The 15,810-nt window shown below is 44.5% G+C and carries 16 protein-coding genes and 1 other annotated feature; of the genes, 13 read left to right on the forward strand and 3 right to left on the reverse strand.

Annotation, left to right across the window (positions count from 1 at the left end; all coding sequences use genetic code 11):
- The first annotated feature begins 15 nt into the window (after positions 1 to 15).
- The gene (locus KSP24_RS15375; RefSeq protein ID WP_025676920.1) at positions 16 to 960 is read left to right on the forward strand and encodes a helix-turn-helix transcriptional regulator; all 945 of its coding nucleotides are present in this window, start codon (positions 16 to 18) and stop codon (positions 958 to 960) included.
- A gap of 116 nt (positions 961 to 1,076) precedes the next feature.
- Positions 1,077 to 1,817 carry a zinc ribbon domain-containing protein gene (locus KSP24_RS15380; protein ID WP_064963167.1) on the forward strand — a complete coding sequence of 247 codons (741 nt, stop codon included), beginning with the start codon at positions 1,077 to 1,079 and terminating at the stop codon, positions 1,815 to 1,817.
- 87 nt (positions 1,818 to 1,904) lie between these two features.
- Here the strand turns inward: KSP24_RS15380 and KSP24_RS15385 are convergent, their stop codons facing one another.
- The gene (locus KSP24_RS15385) at positions 1,905 to 3,140 is read right to left on the reverse strand and encodes an MFS transporter (protein WP_064963166.1); all 1,236 of its coding nucleotides are present in this window, start codon (positions 3,138 to 3,140) and stop codon (positions 1,905 to 1,907) included.
- Between the two features lie 195 nt (positions 3,141 to 3,335).
- On the opposite strand from KSP24_RS15385, the gene KSP24_RS15390 reads away from it, so the two are divergent.
- The 4 genes from KSP24_RS15390 to KSP24_RS15405 all read left to right on the forward strand — a co-directional run bounded on the left by KSP24_RS15390 (position 3,336) and on the right by KSP24_RS15405 (position 5,480).
- Positions 3,336 to 3,923, forward strand: a complete 588-nt coding sequence (locus tag KSP24_RS15390) for a TetR/AcrR family transcriptional regulator (RefSeq protein ID WP_216975641.1) — start codon at positions 3,336 to 3,338, stop codon at positions 3,921 to 3,923.
- A 22-nt stretch (positions 3,924 to 3,945) separates the two neighbouring features.
- The gene (locus tag KSP24_RS15395) at positions 3,946 to 4,338 is read left to right on the forward strand and encodes a hypothetical protein (RefSeq protein WP_216975643.1); all 393 of its coding nucleotides are present in this window, start codon (positions 3,946 to 3,948) and stop codon (positions 4,336 to 4,338) included.
- A gap of 32 nt (positions 4,339 to 4,370) precedes the next feature.
- A complete protein-coding gene (locus KSP24_RS15400) occupies positions 4,371 to 4,922 on the forward strand; it encodes an O-acetyl-ADP-ribose deacetylase (RefSeq protein WP_216975645.1) in 552 nt (183 codons plus the stop codon).
- Between the two features lie 84 nt (positions 4,923 to 5,006).
- Positions 5,007 to 5,480, forward strand: a complete 474-nt coding sequence (locus KSP24_RS15405; protein ID WP_216975647.1) for an NUDIX hydrolase — start codon at positions 5,007 to 5,009, stop codon at positions 5,478 to 5,480.
- A 46-nt stretch (positions 5,481 to 5,526) separates the two neighbouring features.
- Here the strand turns inward: KSP24_RS15405 and KSP24_RS15410 are convergent, their stop codons facing one another.
- Complete coding sequence (locus tag KSP24_RS15410) at positions 5,527 to 6,711, reverse strand: aminotransferase class I/II-fold pyridoxal phosphate-dependent enzyme (RefSeq protein ID WP_216975650.1); 1,185 nt, start codon at positions 6,709 to 6,711, stop codon at positions 5,527 to 5,529.
- A gap of 42 nt (positions 6,712 to 6,753) precedes the next feature.
- Positions 6,754 to 6,992: a binding site (T-box leader), on the reverse strand.
- A gap of 189 nt (positions 6,993 to 7,181) precedes the next feature.
- On the opposite strand from KSP24_RS15410, the gene KSP24_RS15415 reads away from it, so the two are divergent.
- Positions 7,182 to 7,790 (forward strand): DUF1349 domain-containing protein, encoded by a 609-nt coding sequence (locus tag KSP24_RS15415; protein WP_040101632.1) that lies wholly within the window; start codon positions 7,182 to 7,184, stop codon positions 7,788 to 7,790.
- A gap of 88 nt (positions 7,791 to 7,878) precedes the next feature.
- Entirely contained in the window at positions 7,879 to 8,580 is a 702-nt protein-coding gene (locus KSP24_RS15420; protein ID WP_064963162.1) for a DUF1361 domain-containing protein, read from the forward strand.
- 61 nt (positions 8,581 to 8,641) lie between these two features.
- Here the strand turns inward: KSP24_RS15420 and KSP24_RS15425 are convergent, their stop codons facing one another.
- The gene (locus tag KSP24_RS15425) at positions 8,642 to 9,571 is read right to left on the reverse strand and encodes an ArsR/SmtB family transcription factor (protein ID WP_013370546.1); all 930 of its coding nucleotides are present in this window, start codon (positions 9,569 to 9,571) and stop codon (positions 8,642 to 8,644) included.
- Positions 9,572 to 10,080: 509 nt separating this feature from the next.
- Between KSP24_RS15425 and KSP24_RS15430 the strand changes: the two genes are divergently transcribed.
- From KSP24_RS15430 to KSP24_RS15450, 5 genes are all read left to right on the forward strand, one after another.
- Entirely contained in the window at positions 10,081 to 11,424 is a 1,344-nt protein-coding gene (locus KSP24_RS15430; protein WP_013370547.1) for an ABC transporter substrate-binding protein, read from the forward strand.
- 93 nt (positions 11,425 to 11,517) lie between these two features.
- Entirely contained in the window at positions 11,518 to 12,408 is an 891-nt protein-coding gene (locus KSP24_RS15435) for a carbohydrate ABC transporter permease (RefSeq protein WP_013370548.1), read from the forward strand.
- Positions 12,409 to 12,435: 27 nt separating this feature from the next.
- A complete protein-coding gene (locus KSP24_RS15440) occupies positions 12,436 to 13,278 on the forward strand; it encodes a carbohydrate ABC transporter permease (RefSeq protein WP_040101630.1) in 843 nt (280 codons plus the stop codon).
- Positions 13,279 to 13,364: 86 nt separating this feature from the next.
- Positions 13,365 to 14,750, forward strand: coding sequence for an arabinan endo-1,5-alpha-L-arabinosidase (locus tag KSP24_RS15445; protein WP_216975652.1), 1,386 nt, complete (start codon positions 13,365 to 13,367; stop codon positions 14,748 to 14,750).
- Between the two features lie 40 nt (positions 14,751 to 14,790).
- Complete coding sequence (locus KSP24_RS15450; protein ID WP_013370551.1) at positions 14,791 to 15,762, forward strand: glycoside hydrolase family 43 protein; 972 nt, start codon at positions 14,791 to 14,793, stop codon at positions 15,760 to 15,762.
- The last annotated feature ends 48 nt before the right edge of the window (positions 15,763 to 15,810 follow it).

The following is a 15,810-nucleotide window of genomic DNA, read 5'->3' on the forward strand; positions in this document are numbered from 1 at the left end:
AAAGGTTTTGAAAAAATGAAAATCGATCGATTGCTTTCTATCGTCATTTTGCTGCTGAAAAGAAATAGAATACAAGCAAAGGAACTCGCTGATTTGTATGAGGTTTCAATTCGGACGATTTATAGAGATATTGAAGCGATTAGTCTGGCTGGTATCCCAGTAGTAACTTTTCAGGGAGCAGGTGGGGGGATTGGGCTGATGGAAGGATATCGTCTGGATCGCAGTATGCTGACGGATCATGATATCAAGGACATTGTGATGGGCCTACAGAGTTTGTCCTCGTCGTTGGGCGGTCCCAACGTATCCCGGTTACTTCATAAATTTGAAAGCATTATACCAGAGTCTGAAAAAGAGCAATTTAGTGTCCGTACCACACAGTTTATCGTCGATCATTCGGGATGGGGAAATCAGTCTGTCCAGGAAGCTAAATTAATAAAGGTAAAAGAGGCAATGAGTCAAGCGCGTACGGTTGCTTTTATCTATCGAAATGCGGAAGGAACCCGAACGAAGCGGAATGTGGAACCACATACGCTTGTGCTGAAAGGGCAACAATGGTTTGTGTATGCGTATTGTCCTGACAGGGGGCAGTTTCGGTTGTTCAAGCTTTCTCGTATGAGTGAGCCTGTAGTTACAGAGACGGCTTTCACCCGCAGGGATCTTTCTGATGAAGTGCTGCCGTGGAATGAGGGACGGATGACGGCATCCAGGGATGTACAACCGTTTACGCTACAATTTAACCGCAACTCAAGACATCTGGGGGAGGACTGGTTTGGTGTGGAAGCATTGAACGAGCAGGAGGAAGGAATTTACACAGTTTCGGTCCCGTTTCCCGAGGATGCGTGGGTGTACGGGTTCATTTTAAGCCTCGGGCCGGATGTGGTTGTCAAAGAACCGGCTCATTTGCGAGACAAGATTCATAAGATGGCGTTGCGTATTGCGTCTAATTATGAAGAAGGCTAGGAATTATAGAGTAAATCTTAGATTAAAGTAAAACGAACCTGACCCATAGTTGTCAGGTTTGTTTCGTTATACTGGTGGCATACCAGATATGAGTTAGCGAAAGGGGATTTACGAGAATGGATAAAGCTTGTCAAAGTTGCGGGATGCCGCTGGAGAATGAGGATCAATATGGAACGGATGCACAACATCATAAAACAGATGAGTATTGCAAGTATTGTTACAAGGAAGGTGCATTTGTACAGCCTGACTTGACGATGGAGGGAATGATCCAGCAGTGTGTGCCGATCCTGGTAGAAGAGGGTATGCAGGCAGAAGAAGCGACTTCGATGCTGCGTAATTACCTACCGCATTTGAAGAGGTGGCGGTCTTTAGAGAATACAGAGCTTCCATTTGATGGACCCATTCGGGAGGAGTACCGAGGTGAAATCCATTTAATTGGTCTAAAAGCACGCACAAACAATCAGAAGGAACAAACACCTCACGGGATCATTCCAGGCATGTGGGAGCGTTTTGTAGGTGAGAATGTGGCAGGTCGGATCAGGGGTCATGAAGGACTTGCTTCCATCTATGGTTGCTATACTGACTATGAAAATGGAGCTCTGGGCGAGTATACATTTTTTATTGGAAAGGAAGCGGCTGAGGACTTCCAAACTCCTGACGAGCTTGAAGAACTTGTAATTCCGGCTGCACGCTATGCTATTTTTCAGGCAACCCATGAACCTTCTTCTGTCTTCCGTGTATGGCAGACAATTTGGGCATGGGCTGCCACGGGACAAGGGGAGCGGACCTACACAGGTGATTTTGAAGTGTATGGCAATCCAGATGAACCCGTTTTGATTTATATTGCAATTAAGTGATGATCTACAGTGATAGAAGAGAACCGCCCTAGGCCGTTATTGAGGCCCAGGCGGTTTTTCGTTGATCCAAACCATATGGGTTTACCATCAAGTTGAACGTCGAGTCACCGCCCAAAAAATGAGAGCTAGAGCACTGACACCAGCCCCCAATAGACAAACTCCATTCCACCCAGCATAGGTATACATGTGAGTGGAGGTAATGGCTCCAGTGGCGCTACCGATGGAATAAAATATCATGTAGCCTGCGGTAAGTCGGCTCCGTGCTTCAGGGCGAACGTTAAAAATCAAGCTCTGGTTTGTGACATGTACAGCCTGTACGGCCAAGTCCAAAAGAATGACACCAAGAGTTAAAGCGAATAGAGAATGCTCGGTGTAGCCTATAGGTAGCCAGGACAGCAGCAATACAACTAGTGCGATACCTGTCGTTCGTTGTCCCAAGCCTTGATCGGCAAGCCGTCCTGCTTGTGCTGCTGCTAATGCTCCGGCGACTCCAGCCAAGCCGAAGGCCCCAATTGCAGTGTGTGAAAGAGAAAATGGGGGGGCACTGAGAGGTAATACAAGCGAAGTCCACAGTATGCTGAACGCTGTGAAAATGAGCAGCGCAAGGACAGCACGAATACGCAGAATTCGTTCTTGGACGAACAGTGTGATAACCGAGCGAAGTAGCTGCGCATAGGAAAGTGTGGCGCTTGTGGGTTCGTTCTTTGGGAGCACTCGCAATAGAGCCACAGCCATAAACAGCGTAAGTACAGCAGAAATAAGGTAAACTGAACGCCAGCCTGCCAGATCAGTTAATACACCAGCAACGGTTCGTGCGAGTAAAATGCCGATAACGACTCCGCTGGTTACCAGCCCTACGACCTGCCCGCGTTCAGTCGGATTAGCCAAGGTCGAGGCGAATGCCACGAGTGTTTGAGTCACGACAGCCAGCAGTCCAACCATTGCCATTCCCATAAGCAGTATTGTACGGGTAGGAGCAAAGCTAACCAGGATTAATGCCAGCACAGATAGCAGCATTTGTCCTGTGATCAATCGCCGTCTGTTCAAGAGATCGCCAAGCGGGACGAGCAGCAGCAGTCCTAACGCATAACAAATTTGCGTGACGGTAATAACGATACCGACTGATGAGTGTGTAATGCCAAACTCGTGCGCCAGCGCATCCAGTAATGGCTGTGCATAGTAAATGTTAGCGACAGCCAGCCCGCAGGCTATAGCAAACAAGAGTGCCACAGACCGGGACAGAACCGGAACGGGGGCTATTTCGGCAGTGTTTGCTATCGTTTGATGGGAGAGGAGGAGAACGTTTTCTTCTGACGTCTTCATTTTCACATACCACGTCGCTTTCTGTGATTTACATACTGATCAGTATAATATACCGATCAGTATGTAATGATTTTAGGTTAATGTAACTCTCATCCATAAGATTTGTCAAGAGTTTAACCCGTATATATTTGACAGCCGCTTCTGGAAATCATACAATCTTAATATACTGAACGATACGAAAATAAGGGGATAAGTATGGTTCGACCACGAGAATTTGATGAAGATCAAGCGTTGGATGCAGCGATGCAAGTTTTTTGGGAAAAGGGTTTCGAGGCCACGTCTTTAAGCGATTTAACCTCGCGTATGGGAATACAACGCCCCAGCATATATGCTGCCTATGGGGATAAAAAGCAATTATTCGAAGCTGCGCTGCGTAAATATACGCAATCTCATGCAGCTTGTGTAAGGGCTAAACTGCAAAATAGTTCATCTGTAAAAGAAGCATTTTACAATTTTTTTGGGGGAGTGGTGGCGGAAGAGTACGAGAAGGAGTCTAACAAGGGATGTTTTTGCATCAATACAATGGTAGAGTTAGCCCCTCATGATGAGAGGTTTGAAATTTTAACCAGAGAACATCAGATGTATCTTTCTGCTGTCTTTCAGGCGACCCTCGAACGTGGTATTCAATCTGGGGAGCTTGAGGTGACTATGGATGCACGAGCTTTGGCACATACTTTAGTCTCTTTGTTAATCGGGATAACTGTGATGATGAAGTCACGCCCAGCGCGTTCTTTTGTGGATCATGCGGTTGCGACCGCCCTTATGTTGCTGGATGGAAAATAATTTAGGACAGGAGAACACTTGGATGCCACACATAAAAGCTATTCAAACACCGCTTGGTGAATTGCATGGACGGGATGCGGTCTATTTGGATCAGGTTCATATGAATTATGTACAAAAAGAGCTGGTTTTGAAGGGAGAGATTAATGGGAGTTTAGCGCCGGAAGCAGTAGACGATTTTGTACCCTATGAGCTCATATTTACAGGAGTCTATTACTTTAATATGATTGAACTGGATGTGGCTCTAGACATGTCTGAGCAGAAGTATGCGCAAGGTAGCAGTTTTGACGAGCTTACAGATACGCCATTATTAGCGACAATAGCTAGTGCACGGGGGAAAAATCTAAGACACTTTCTGTTGAAAACCTATGACGATATATTAGAAATCGCTTGTAGAGACTATAAGATGACTATATAACAAAGCTGGTTTTTAGAAGAGAAGGAGGATCAATGGATACCCAAATTGAACGATTTAACGTGATCATACGTGTGGTGCAAGGGGATATTACCCGTTGTAAGGCGGATATTATCGTCAATGCAGCAAATACAAGCTTGCTGGGTGGCGGTGGTGTAGATGGTGCGATTCATAGAGCTGGTGGTCCGGCTATATTGGAGGATTGTGTCCGTATCAGAAACAAACAAGGGGGATGTCCGGTAGGAGGCGCGGTTTATACGACGGCTGGCAAGCTGGATGCCCAATATGTTGTTCATACGGTTGGCCCAGTCTGGAATGGTGGCGACCATCAGGAAGAAGAACTATTGGCGACATGCTACCGTCATACACTGCAATTGGCTCTAGAACTGAATGCACGCAGTATTGCTTTTCCCAATATCAGCACAGGCATCTACCGATTCCCAAAAGAAAAGGCGGCCGAGATTGCTATACAGGAAGTGACATGTTTTGTACAGGAACATGCTGGGTTGAATGAGATTATTTTTGTTTGTTTTGATGCGGAAAATGCTCAGTTATATAGCCGTAAGCTACAGTCACCTAAAGATTAATTTTTTAGTATACATACTTAAGCTCCTCATTTACCTTAATCCAACGAATGAGTTGATGTAAGAGTGCTCAACTGGAGGTGTGTTATGCTGGCTAAGCTGGTAAATAAGATCCCGCGGGATTGGCTTGTATTCATGTATAAGCATACGCCGTTTACTCGATTGAAAAATGCTTTGGTGTACCGGGCACAACATAAATTTTTAATTGCTGTGCTGGGCATTTTCACGAATGAGGCCGGGGAAGTGCTGCTATTAAAGCACGTATACCGGAAGCAGCCGTGGGGGATTCCCGGCGGCTGGATGGAGCTAGAGCAGCCGGAAATTGCCCTGCGGCGCGAAGTCCGGGAAGAAACCGGGCTGGAGGTAGAGATCACCTCATTGGCGCAAGCCCAGTTTGGCCAGTTGCCGAACCGCGTGGATCTTATTTTTACAGGCCGGGTTATCCCGGGTACCTTTCGACCAAGCGCTGAAATCTCCGACATTTGTTACTGCCGCATAGGGGAATGGCCGGAAGGCTTGCCAGCACACCAGAAAAAGCTTATTCAGAAGCTGCTGAAGTAAATGTTCACCTTATGCTCATGTTCAGTTCATGCGATGGAAAATCGGTTTACAGGCGTTTCAGGAATACGCTGATGCGTTCCAGAGCCGTTTCCAGCTGTTCACGTGATGATGCATACGAGCAGCGGATAAAACCTTCGCCGCCTGGGCCGAATGCGGAACCCGGGACCGTTATAACTCCTTGTTCTTCCAACAGTCGTTTGGCAAACTGTTCTGAGCTTAACCCTGTGTGCATAATGGAGGGAAAAGCATAGAAGGCACCATTTGGTTCATGACATGGAAGCCCTGTCTGACAGAGGGCAGCAACGAACCATTTTCTACGTTGATTGTAGGACTCCATCATACGATCTTTTTCCTCCAGCCCGTTGCGCAGGGATTCAATAGCGGCAATTTGCCCGATAATAGGCGCGCACATGGCTGTATATTGATGGATTTTCAGCATGGCTGAAATCAACTCTTTCGGACCGCATACATAGCCGACCCTCCAGCCTGTCATGGCAAATGCTTTGGAAAAGCCGCTGATGAGCAGGGTGCGTTCTTTCATTCCTGGCAGAGAAGCGAAACTTACATGCTGCTGTCCATAGGTCAATTCAGCATAAATTTCGTCCGATATGACGATCAGATTATGCTCCTCAACCAGACGGGCAATGGGTAGCCAATCCTCATAGGTCATCACCCCGCCAGTCGGGTTGTTCGGATAACAGAGAATAAGCACTTTGGATCGTGGAGTCAGCTTGGATTTGAGCGCCTCAGCTGTCAGCTTAAACTGCTGGTCAGCAGACGTTTCAACCGTTACGGTATGTCCTCCGTTCAAAAACGTAATAGGCGAATACGAAATATAACAGGGAGCTGGTATGAGTATTTCATCGTGTGTTGTGATGAGGGCGCGTAGCGCCAAATCCAACGCTTCACTACTGCCAACAGTGACCATAATTTCATCTGCCGGGTTATAGGATGTGCTGAAGCTGCTCTCCAGATATCCGGCAATTTCCTCACGAAGCTCAGGGAGACCTGCATTGGGTGTGTATGAGGTTTTACCATTTTCCAGTGCTGTGATACAGGCCTTTCTCACATGTTGAGGAGTTACAAACTCCGGTTCACCAACACCAAGCGATACGATATCTTTTCTGCCTGCACTATATTCAAAAAACCGACGGATACCTGAAGGCGGCATTTCCCGTACAGCCGGAGTCAAAAAATCAGTTATAGATACTGCTGTCGATACATTTGTCATGTTGATTCCTCCTTATTGAAAAACAAAAAAACCCGCCCCTGTAAAAGGGACGAGTTTATACCCGTGTTACCACCCTAGTTTCATTCCATAGGAAATGACACTCTGTTCACGTATCCATCAATACGTGTTCCGGTTAACGCTGGAAAGGCGGCAGAGCTTACTTCAGGTTCAGCCCGCTTCTCAGAGATGGCGTTCAGCTACCCTCGGAATGTTGGCTTTCACCTGCCCCAACTCTCTGCAAATCCGCTGTATAGCTTACTCGTTCTCGTCATTGAAATTTGTTGCCGTATCAATTTAGGTGTAATTATAAGCACAACATTTCAGAATGGCAAGTCTTTTTTTATAAATTGTAAAGACAGGGGCATCATCATTGACGACTGGAAGATAACGTATATAGTGGTATCAAGGGGAACTGTACCCCCAAATTCACTGTGTTAAGACTATATTGGCTAGAGAGGGATGGTATCCATATGAATGTATTTGAAGGCTTTAACGACAAGGTTTTGCCTCAAGGATGGGGCTGGATCAACGAACCGACTGTATGGAGCTTCGATGAATCCAAGGCTTTACAAGTATCTGCACCTTCACAGGCAGATTTTTTTAGAGATCCGTCCGGCGCCGTTATCAAATCGTCCGCTCCTTTTTTGCATACCACCCTTCAAGGAGATTTTACAATATGGACGAGGGTTCGTGTCGATATGAAGCAGCCCTATGACTCAGGATGCTTGATGGTGATGGCTGATGATACTCATTGGGCTAAAGTGTGCTTTGAATACTTTGAGAATACCCCCTCGATCCTAAGTGTGGTTACACGGGACACATCCGATGATTGTATATCGGGGGCGATGGATGCTTCTAATCCGTATTTGCGAGTAACACGAGCTGGAAATTGCTTTGCCTTTCACTATTCATCGGATGGTCAGCATTGGAAACTGGCCAGATATTTTGGGATGAATGTTCCCAGCCAGCTAAAAGTTGGGGTTGTCGCACAATCTCCAGTAGGGGAGGGGTGTAATGTTACCTTTGACGCTTTGACAATAACAAACCATGTGTTCGAGGATATACGAAACGTGGAATAAATAAAAGCCCTCTCTATATATGAAAGCGCTATATAGGAAAGTTAAAAAGACGTAAATGCGTGTTTTTAGGCAGGAGGTAGATGGAAGTTTGCTGTTAAGAAGGAAGGGTTACAAGCTGCCCGGTTTGTTGGGGGTGATGCTTGTAGCTACATTGGGCTGTTTCGGACTCATTATGTATCTACAGTCCACAAGCGGGACGAGGATATATCAATTTCTGTACTGGGACATATTCCTGGCCTGGGTTCCGGTGTTTATTTCATTGTTAATGGTGGCTTTATCCAAATTACGATATGCAAAAGTGAGAAATATTCTTTTATTTTTCGCCGCATGGGTATGGTTGTTCTTTCTGCCGAATGCTCTTTATCTAGTGACCGAGTTACTACATGCATTCCGTTTTTACGATGTGAACCCTGGTACGCGTTTTTGGTTGAACACTCAATTTTGGCTAATCTTATTTACGTTCTTTTCAGCCGCTGGAATTGGTCTTTTTCTTACATCTCTTTGTGTATTAATGATCCACCGTATGTTGAGGAAGATTTGTTCAGAGTGGCTCGCATGGGTTGTAGTCTTTGTGATGTTGTGGTTGGCCAGCATAGGTGTATATATAGGCAGATTTGCACGCTGGAATAGTTGGGATGTGTTGCTGCAACCGCTGGTGCTTTTTGCGGATCTTTGGAGCTGGGCAGTAAATGCAGGGGAGAAGCTTCATTTACTGTCTTTTAGCTGGCTGGTGTTTGGGATGGCGGTCATCTTTTATTTATTTATCTATATCTCTTTACGTGAGGATTAGGATTGAGGCCGAGGACCTGTATTCAATGAATACAGACTTCGGCCTTTTTATCTGTGACGAGTTAGGAGTTGGAGTTATCTTCTTCGTGTACATCATAAAGCACGCGCACAAGCAAATCTTGGCTGAAATTTCCGAATCTTTTACCAAAAATAGTGAGCCCTCCTTTGTTTTGCGATTGATCGGATACGGATAAACGCAGTGTAATATCGCTTTTGTAATCAAGTCCGATATCGTCTATTGTGACTTCTGATATACGACACCCGTCAATGAAGCTTCCATGTTGATTGATGCGAATTAACTTCAGCATGCCGTACTGATTCAAGTGTGGAGGCCACCAATCGGGATTGAGGACCCCCGGAACAGCTCCAAAATCGCCTGGGCTCGTCCAGTGACCGATGGCAATACCATTTACATGAAAACAAATATCAGACGGATAGTCCTCACAATAACACGGTGCTTCTGACCCCAGCTCTGCGGAAAATTGAATTTCGGTAAAGGATTGATTCGCTTTCAAGTAGTTAGGAATGCGGTATTCCAGAAAGCCTTCTGCCATCCAGATCATTTCAGAGTCCAGTCGCGCGGGATCTGCAAAATAGCGTGGGTCATCAAAATCGCCGATAATGCTGTCTTTGGTCACTAATCCACAAGTAGGAACTGCCTGGTAGTTACTATAATGACCGATGCGAATTTCTACCTCATACACATTTTTTTGTTCTCTGCTGCGCAGATCTACCATTAGCTTTTCCTTATTTAAATAACACATTTTTCGGGTCCCGTGTTTACCGCTTACGGTATTGATTTCCACAAGTCCGCATTCTTCCAGTTTGCGAATATGCATCGTAATGGTGCCGTTACTTAAATTCAGTTTGCTCGCAATATCATTCATACTTTGTCCTTGAACAGCAAGTAATTCAAGAATTTGAATGCGGATTTCAGAGCCCAATGCTTTGAAAATATCTAACCCTGACATTAAATCCTTAATATAAATCATAGCTATAGCCCATCCTTATCTATAAAAGTGTGATGTAAGCGCTTATATTTTTATTTTGATTTATGTTAAAATAAAATCATAAAGAAGTAAACTGCTTTTATGTAAATTTTTTTTACTAAAAGAAGAAGAGAGGAAATCACGTTCTAAAATAAAGCCTTTTTTATAAAATAGATCGCATTTAAGTTTTTTTAATTAGATTCTATTAATAAAAATACTTAAATACGATTTAATTTCACTTTTTAAGTTACTCTAATCTATGTTTTATAATTATTTAAAAAGATTGAAAAATGCATTGACGAACCGTAGAATGGCGTGCTATATTTTATTTGTAAACGAATTCATTATTGATAAAGGTAAATGTTAATTATACGGTACATGAGAGGGATGATAATCACAGCGGCAATCAACAACGGGTTGTGTACCGCACAGTTAAAGATTAGGCCGAGTGGTATGAAGTTAATTTAACACTTAATGTATGCGGTTTCATTTTAATTTTAGGAGGGGTCGCGTTGACAAAGAAAAAAGGTTTTGCGCTAACAATGGTTGTTCTGTTGTTAATGGTTGCTGCACTGGCAGGCTGTAGTGGAGGAAGTTCCAGTAGCGATGGAAGCAAGGAATTGACTTTCATGTTCCGTGGAGGAACGGATGAGCAGAAGGCTTATAAGGATGTTATCAAAAAATTTGAAGAAGAACATCCTGGTGTGAAGGTTAAAATGGTTGTGACGGCAGCAGATCAATATGCTACAAAGCTTAGAGCTGCAATTACAGGTAATAATCTTCCAGATATCTTTTATTTTGCCCCTGGGGATTTGAAAGCTTATGTTAACAGTGGGGTGTTGAAGGATCTGACACCTTATATTGATAAGAGCAAGGATATAAATCTGGATAACATCTGGAAATACGGTGTGGATTTGTATCGCTATGACGGTAAAATGGCCGGTCAGGGAAATATTTACGGTATGCCGAAGGACTTGGGTCCATTCGCTTTGGGTTATAACAAAACCATGTTTGAAAAAGCAGGTGTTCCATTGCCTGACAAAGACAAACCATATACATGGGATGAGTTCATTAAGGTTAACCAAGAGCTGACCAAAGATACCAACGGTGACGGCAAGCCAGATCAATACGGAACAGGCTTTAACGTTCAGTGGGCATTGCAAGCCTTTGTATGGAGTAATGGTGCTGATTGGCTGGATGAGAGCAAAACCAAAGTAACAATTGATGATCCGAAATTTGCGGAAGCGCTTCAGTTCTTTGCTGATATGCAAAACAAATATAAAATTACACCTGGTATTGAACAATCACAAACATTGGACACATATCAACGCTGGATGAAGGGCGAAATGGCTTTCTTCCCAGTAGGTCCTTGGGATATGAGTACATTTGAAAAACTGCCATTCGAATATGATTTGTTGCCTTTCCCAACTGGATCGACTGGCAAACCGGCAACATGGATTGGTTCTCTGGGTATCGGTGTTTCCTCTAAAACAAAATACCCGGATGAAGCTGTAGAACTGGTTAACTATCTGACTACTTCCAAAGAAGGCATGAAGCAGCTCGTAGATGCCAAGGTACAAATTCCGAACCTGCTGGATATGGCTGATGAATGGGCCAAAGACACAAAAACAAAGCCTAACAACAAACAGGAATTTATTGATATCGTAAATGACTATGGACGCTCATTACCAGGTAACTATACGTATAACGCAGAATGGTACGATATTTTCTTCACAGATATTCAACCTGTGCTGGATGGCAAAATTACGGCAGCAGATTATGTGAAACAAGAACAACCGAAGATGCAGAAACTGCTGGATAAAGCGGTGGAGCAAGAGAAAAAATCACAGAAATAATGCGTAAATAGAGGAAAAAAGGATGATGTTAGTGGCTGAATATCATGCTGCTAACATCATCTTCATTCCAAATCAGAAACAGAGGTGAGCCCTGTGATAACCAAATCTAATCTCTACCGCAAAGAGAAGATATATGGATACTTATTTATTCTTCCGCCTATTCTCGGTCTGCTAATCTTTACGTTGTTCCCGTTTGTCTATTCGTTATACGGCTCTTTTACAGATTGGGACGGATTAGGACAAATGAACTTTATTGGGTTCGACAATTTTAAGGATTTATTTAGCGATGAACTCTTTTACAAATCGATGTACAATACTCTTTTCTTAATGTTGGGTATTCCAATCGGTCTTGTACTAGCTTTACTGCTGGCACTGGGGTTGAATCGCAAGATTCCAGGTACGACGACATTTCGTGTGATTTATTATATTCCGGTCATTTCTTCGTTGGCTGCTGTTTCTATTATGTGGAACTGGGCTTACAACGGAGATTATGGTTTGGTGAACCAATTCCTTGAACTGTTCGGTATTAAAGGACCTAACTGGCTGATGGATAAGGATACAGTCAAACCGGCCTTGATTCTCATGACTGTATGGAAAGGTCTCGGATATACAATGTTGCTGTATCTGGCTGCACTGCAAAGTGTATCTCGCTCTTATTATGAAGCAGCAGAGCTGGACGGGGCTAGCGGATTCCAAATGTTCCGCAATATTACATGGCCAATGGTGAAACCAGTAACCTTTTTCCTGGTCGTTACCAACATTATTGGTGGTTCGCAAATCTTTACTGAAATGAACATTATGACACCTACAGGGGGTCCGGAATATTCATCCGCCTCAATTGTCTTCTATATTTGGGATAAGGCATTTAAAAACCTGCAAATGGGATATGCCTCCGCGATGGCTATGATTCTCGGCATCTTCATTTTTATCGTAACTTTGATTCAATTTAAAATGAATGAAAAATCATCCTTTGATGGGGATTGATTTTCGCGGAAAGGAGTGAGGCTGATTATGTCCCATAGTCAAAAAACGAAAGTTACCAATATCATTATCTTTATTGTACTGGCGCTTGGAGCGATTGCGATGATCGCGCCGTTGCTTTGGATGTTGTCCACTTCGGTAAAAGAAAAGCAGGATGTCTTTGCACTTCCACCAGTATGGATACCAGAGGTGTTTCAGTTCGGTAAGTACAAGGAAATTTGGGAAGCAGGTCCTCTGTTAAGCGGGATCAAGAACAGCGTGATTGTGGCTGTAAGTGTCACGGTTGTGGGTACCTTCACATCTAGTGTGGCCGCTTTTGCATTCGCAAAGCTGAGATTCCCTCATAAAAATAAACTGTTTTTGGCACTCATCGCATCCATGATGATTCCTTACCCAACAGTTATGATTCCACAGTTTATGATGTTCTCCAAACTTGGCTGGATAGATACGCTGTTGCCTCTGATCGTTCCCGGCTTGTTCGGTAATGTAGTTATGATCTTTTTCCTGCGGCAGTATTTGCTCAGTGTACCAGATGCTATTATCGAAGCTGCTAAAATTGACGGAAGCTCTTATTTCCGACTTTATTCGTCGATTACGTTCCCACTCATTAAGCCGGCAGTTGCTGCACAGCTGATCTTATGGTTTATGGGGATTTGGAACGATTACTTGGCACCGATTATTTACTTGAACTCACCAGAAACGCAGACATTGCAGCTGGTTATCGCGAATTTTAATGCGACTTACGCCATTCAGACAGACTATCCGCTTATTATGGCAGCTTCCATTATAGCCTTGTTACCTGTGTTGATTATATTCCTAATCTTCCAGAAACAAATTATTGAGTCGGTTGCCATTTCAGGTGTCAAGGGTTAATTGACACTCGCACTTGGACGATTTGGATGAATGATGGAACGCAGTCACCATATGTATTGAGCAAAGGAAGGAGGAGAATAACAGTTATGTTTATGCTGCTAATGCTGGGCCTATCCGGCTGTGGGGATAACACTCCGGACCCTGTATATCCGCAGGCTCCGCCTCCTGATCACTTGTATGATCAAAGCACGATAGACGATGAACAGCGCTGGACTATTAACAATGCTCATGACCCAGCAATTATCAAAACAGATCAGGGATATTATGTCTATTCGACGGATGTAAAGACAGGTGGAGAACTGAGGCCGGGTGTCATGGTGCGCAAATCGACCGACCTGATTCACTGGAACTGGGTTCAATATGCTTTACCCGGCATTCCAAAGGAAGCGGGGGCATGGTCATCAGCAACGAATCTGTGGGCCCCGGACGTCATAAAGATGGGCGATACCTATCGAATGTATTATTCTGCCTCTACATTTGGCAGCACACGATCAGCCATTGGGTTACAGACATCCCATTCCCCAGAAGGTCCTTGGAAGGATGAGGGACTGGTTGTTAAAACGGATGAGCATGACAAGCTGAATGCAATTGATGCTAATCCGGTATTGGATGCTGATGGAAATCCATGGATGGTGTACGGATCTTTTTTCGGCGGGATTTATATTACACCGCTTGATCCGCAGACTGGAAAGCTCAAAGAATCTGGTTATGGTAAAAATATCGCTGCCAGAGATCGGGCAACCGAGGACGGAGCTGTGGAAGGTCCGTACATTGTGTACAATCCTGTGTTCCGTAAATACTACTTGTTCGTCTCGTATGATTCTTTGTTCGAGGACTACAATGTTCGCGTAGCCCGCTCGGATTCCATCACAGGCCCGTACGTAGATATGAATGGACATGATATGGCAGATACCAGTTATTTGCCTCAATATGAGATTGGGACCAAGGTACTGGGCGGTTATCGTTTCAGTGAAGGAGAAGGCTGGGTTGCGCCAGGTCATAATTCCGTGCTGAAGGACGGAGACGATTACTATATTGTTCATCATGCGCGGGGAGAAACGGATAAGAGCTGGCCTTACTTGCATGTGCGCAAAATATTGTGGACGGCTGATGGCTGGCCTGTCGTATCGCCGGAGCGGTATGCGGGCGAAAAGGAGCAGGATATACCCAAAAGATTATTATCCGGCAACTGGGAGCGCATCGTGATCAGGCAAGAAGTAGACGGTCAGGTGGAAGCTGAACCGCTTCGTCTGGAAGATGGAGGGCGGGCAACCAGTGGTTCTCTGGAAGGTCACTGGAGTTTTGATGGCAGACGTACTCTAACAATGAATTGGAGCAATGCGTCCGAAGGGTCAAAGGAGGAAGTGCTATTGCTTCCTTCATGGGACTGGGAGCTTGGTCGCCATATTCTAATTTTTACGGGTATGAATGAAAAAGGAATTTCCATCTGGGGAAAACGTATCAGCGATTAATCCTATGAACTACATATTACACATAGAGGAGAGAAAAACCATGAATCAAACTGTATCCTTTAATAATCCGGTCATTGAGCAACGTGCAGACCCTTGGATTTACAAGCATAGTGATGGGTACTATTATTTTACCGGATCTGTGCCAGAGTATGACCGCATTGAGGTTCGGCGGGCACGTACTATTCAAGGTTTGAATACAGCAGAGCCAGTGGCAGTGTGGCATAAATATGAAACGGGTCCGTTAAGCGCGAACATTTGGGCACCGGAAATTCATTATATTAACGACAAATGGTACATTTATTTTGCAGCAGCTCGTACCACAGAAACGAAGGAAGGTCTGTTCGACCATCGGATGTTCGTGCTGGAAAATGATTCAGCTAATCCTCTGGAAGGCGAATGGGTGGAAAAGGGACAGATCAAAACTCGCTGGGAGACGTTTGCTCTCGATGCGACAACCTTCCAGCACAATGGCGTTCTATATTATGTATGGGCTCAGAAAGACCCGGACATCGTAGGCAACTCCAATCTGTATATTTCAGAAATGAGCAATCCGTGGACGCTGCGCGGTGAGCAGGTTATGATCTCTACACCAGAATATGACTGGGAAGTCATCGGTTTTAAGGTGAATGAAGGTGCAGCGGTTCTGAAACGGAACGGCCGAATTTTTATCAGCTATTCAGCTAGTGCTACGGACCACAATTATTGCATGGGCCTGCTAACGGCAGACGAGAATGCAAACTTACTTGACCCGAAATCGTGGGCAAAGTCTCCTGCGCCGGTATTCTGCACGAATGAGGAGACAGGTCAATTCGGACCTGGTCACAACAGTTTTACTGTTGCTGAGGATGGTAGTGACGTTATCGTATATCACGCCCGCAATTACAAGGAAATTACAGGTGACCCGCTGTATGATCCGAATCGTCATACACGTGTTCAGCCGTTGAACTGGAATGAGGATGGAACACCTAATTTTGGTATTCCAGTGCCAGATGGCGTTTCCGTTAATAACTAAGCAGAATATATGCTAGACGATTGACGTGTCACACAGCGACGCTATAAC

The sequence above is a fragment of the Paenibacillus sp. AK121 genome (assembly GCF_019042715.1).
Classification (GTDB): Bacteria; Bacillota; Bacilli; order Paenibacillales; family Paenibacillaceae; genus Paenibacillus; species Paenibacillus polymyxa_C.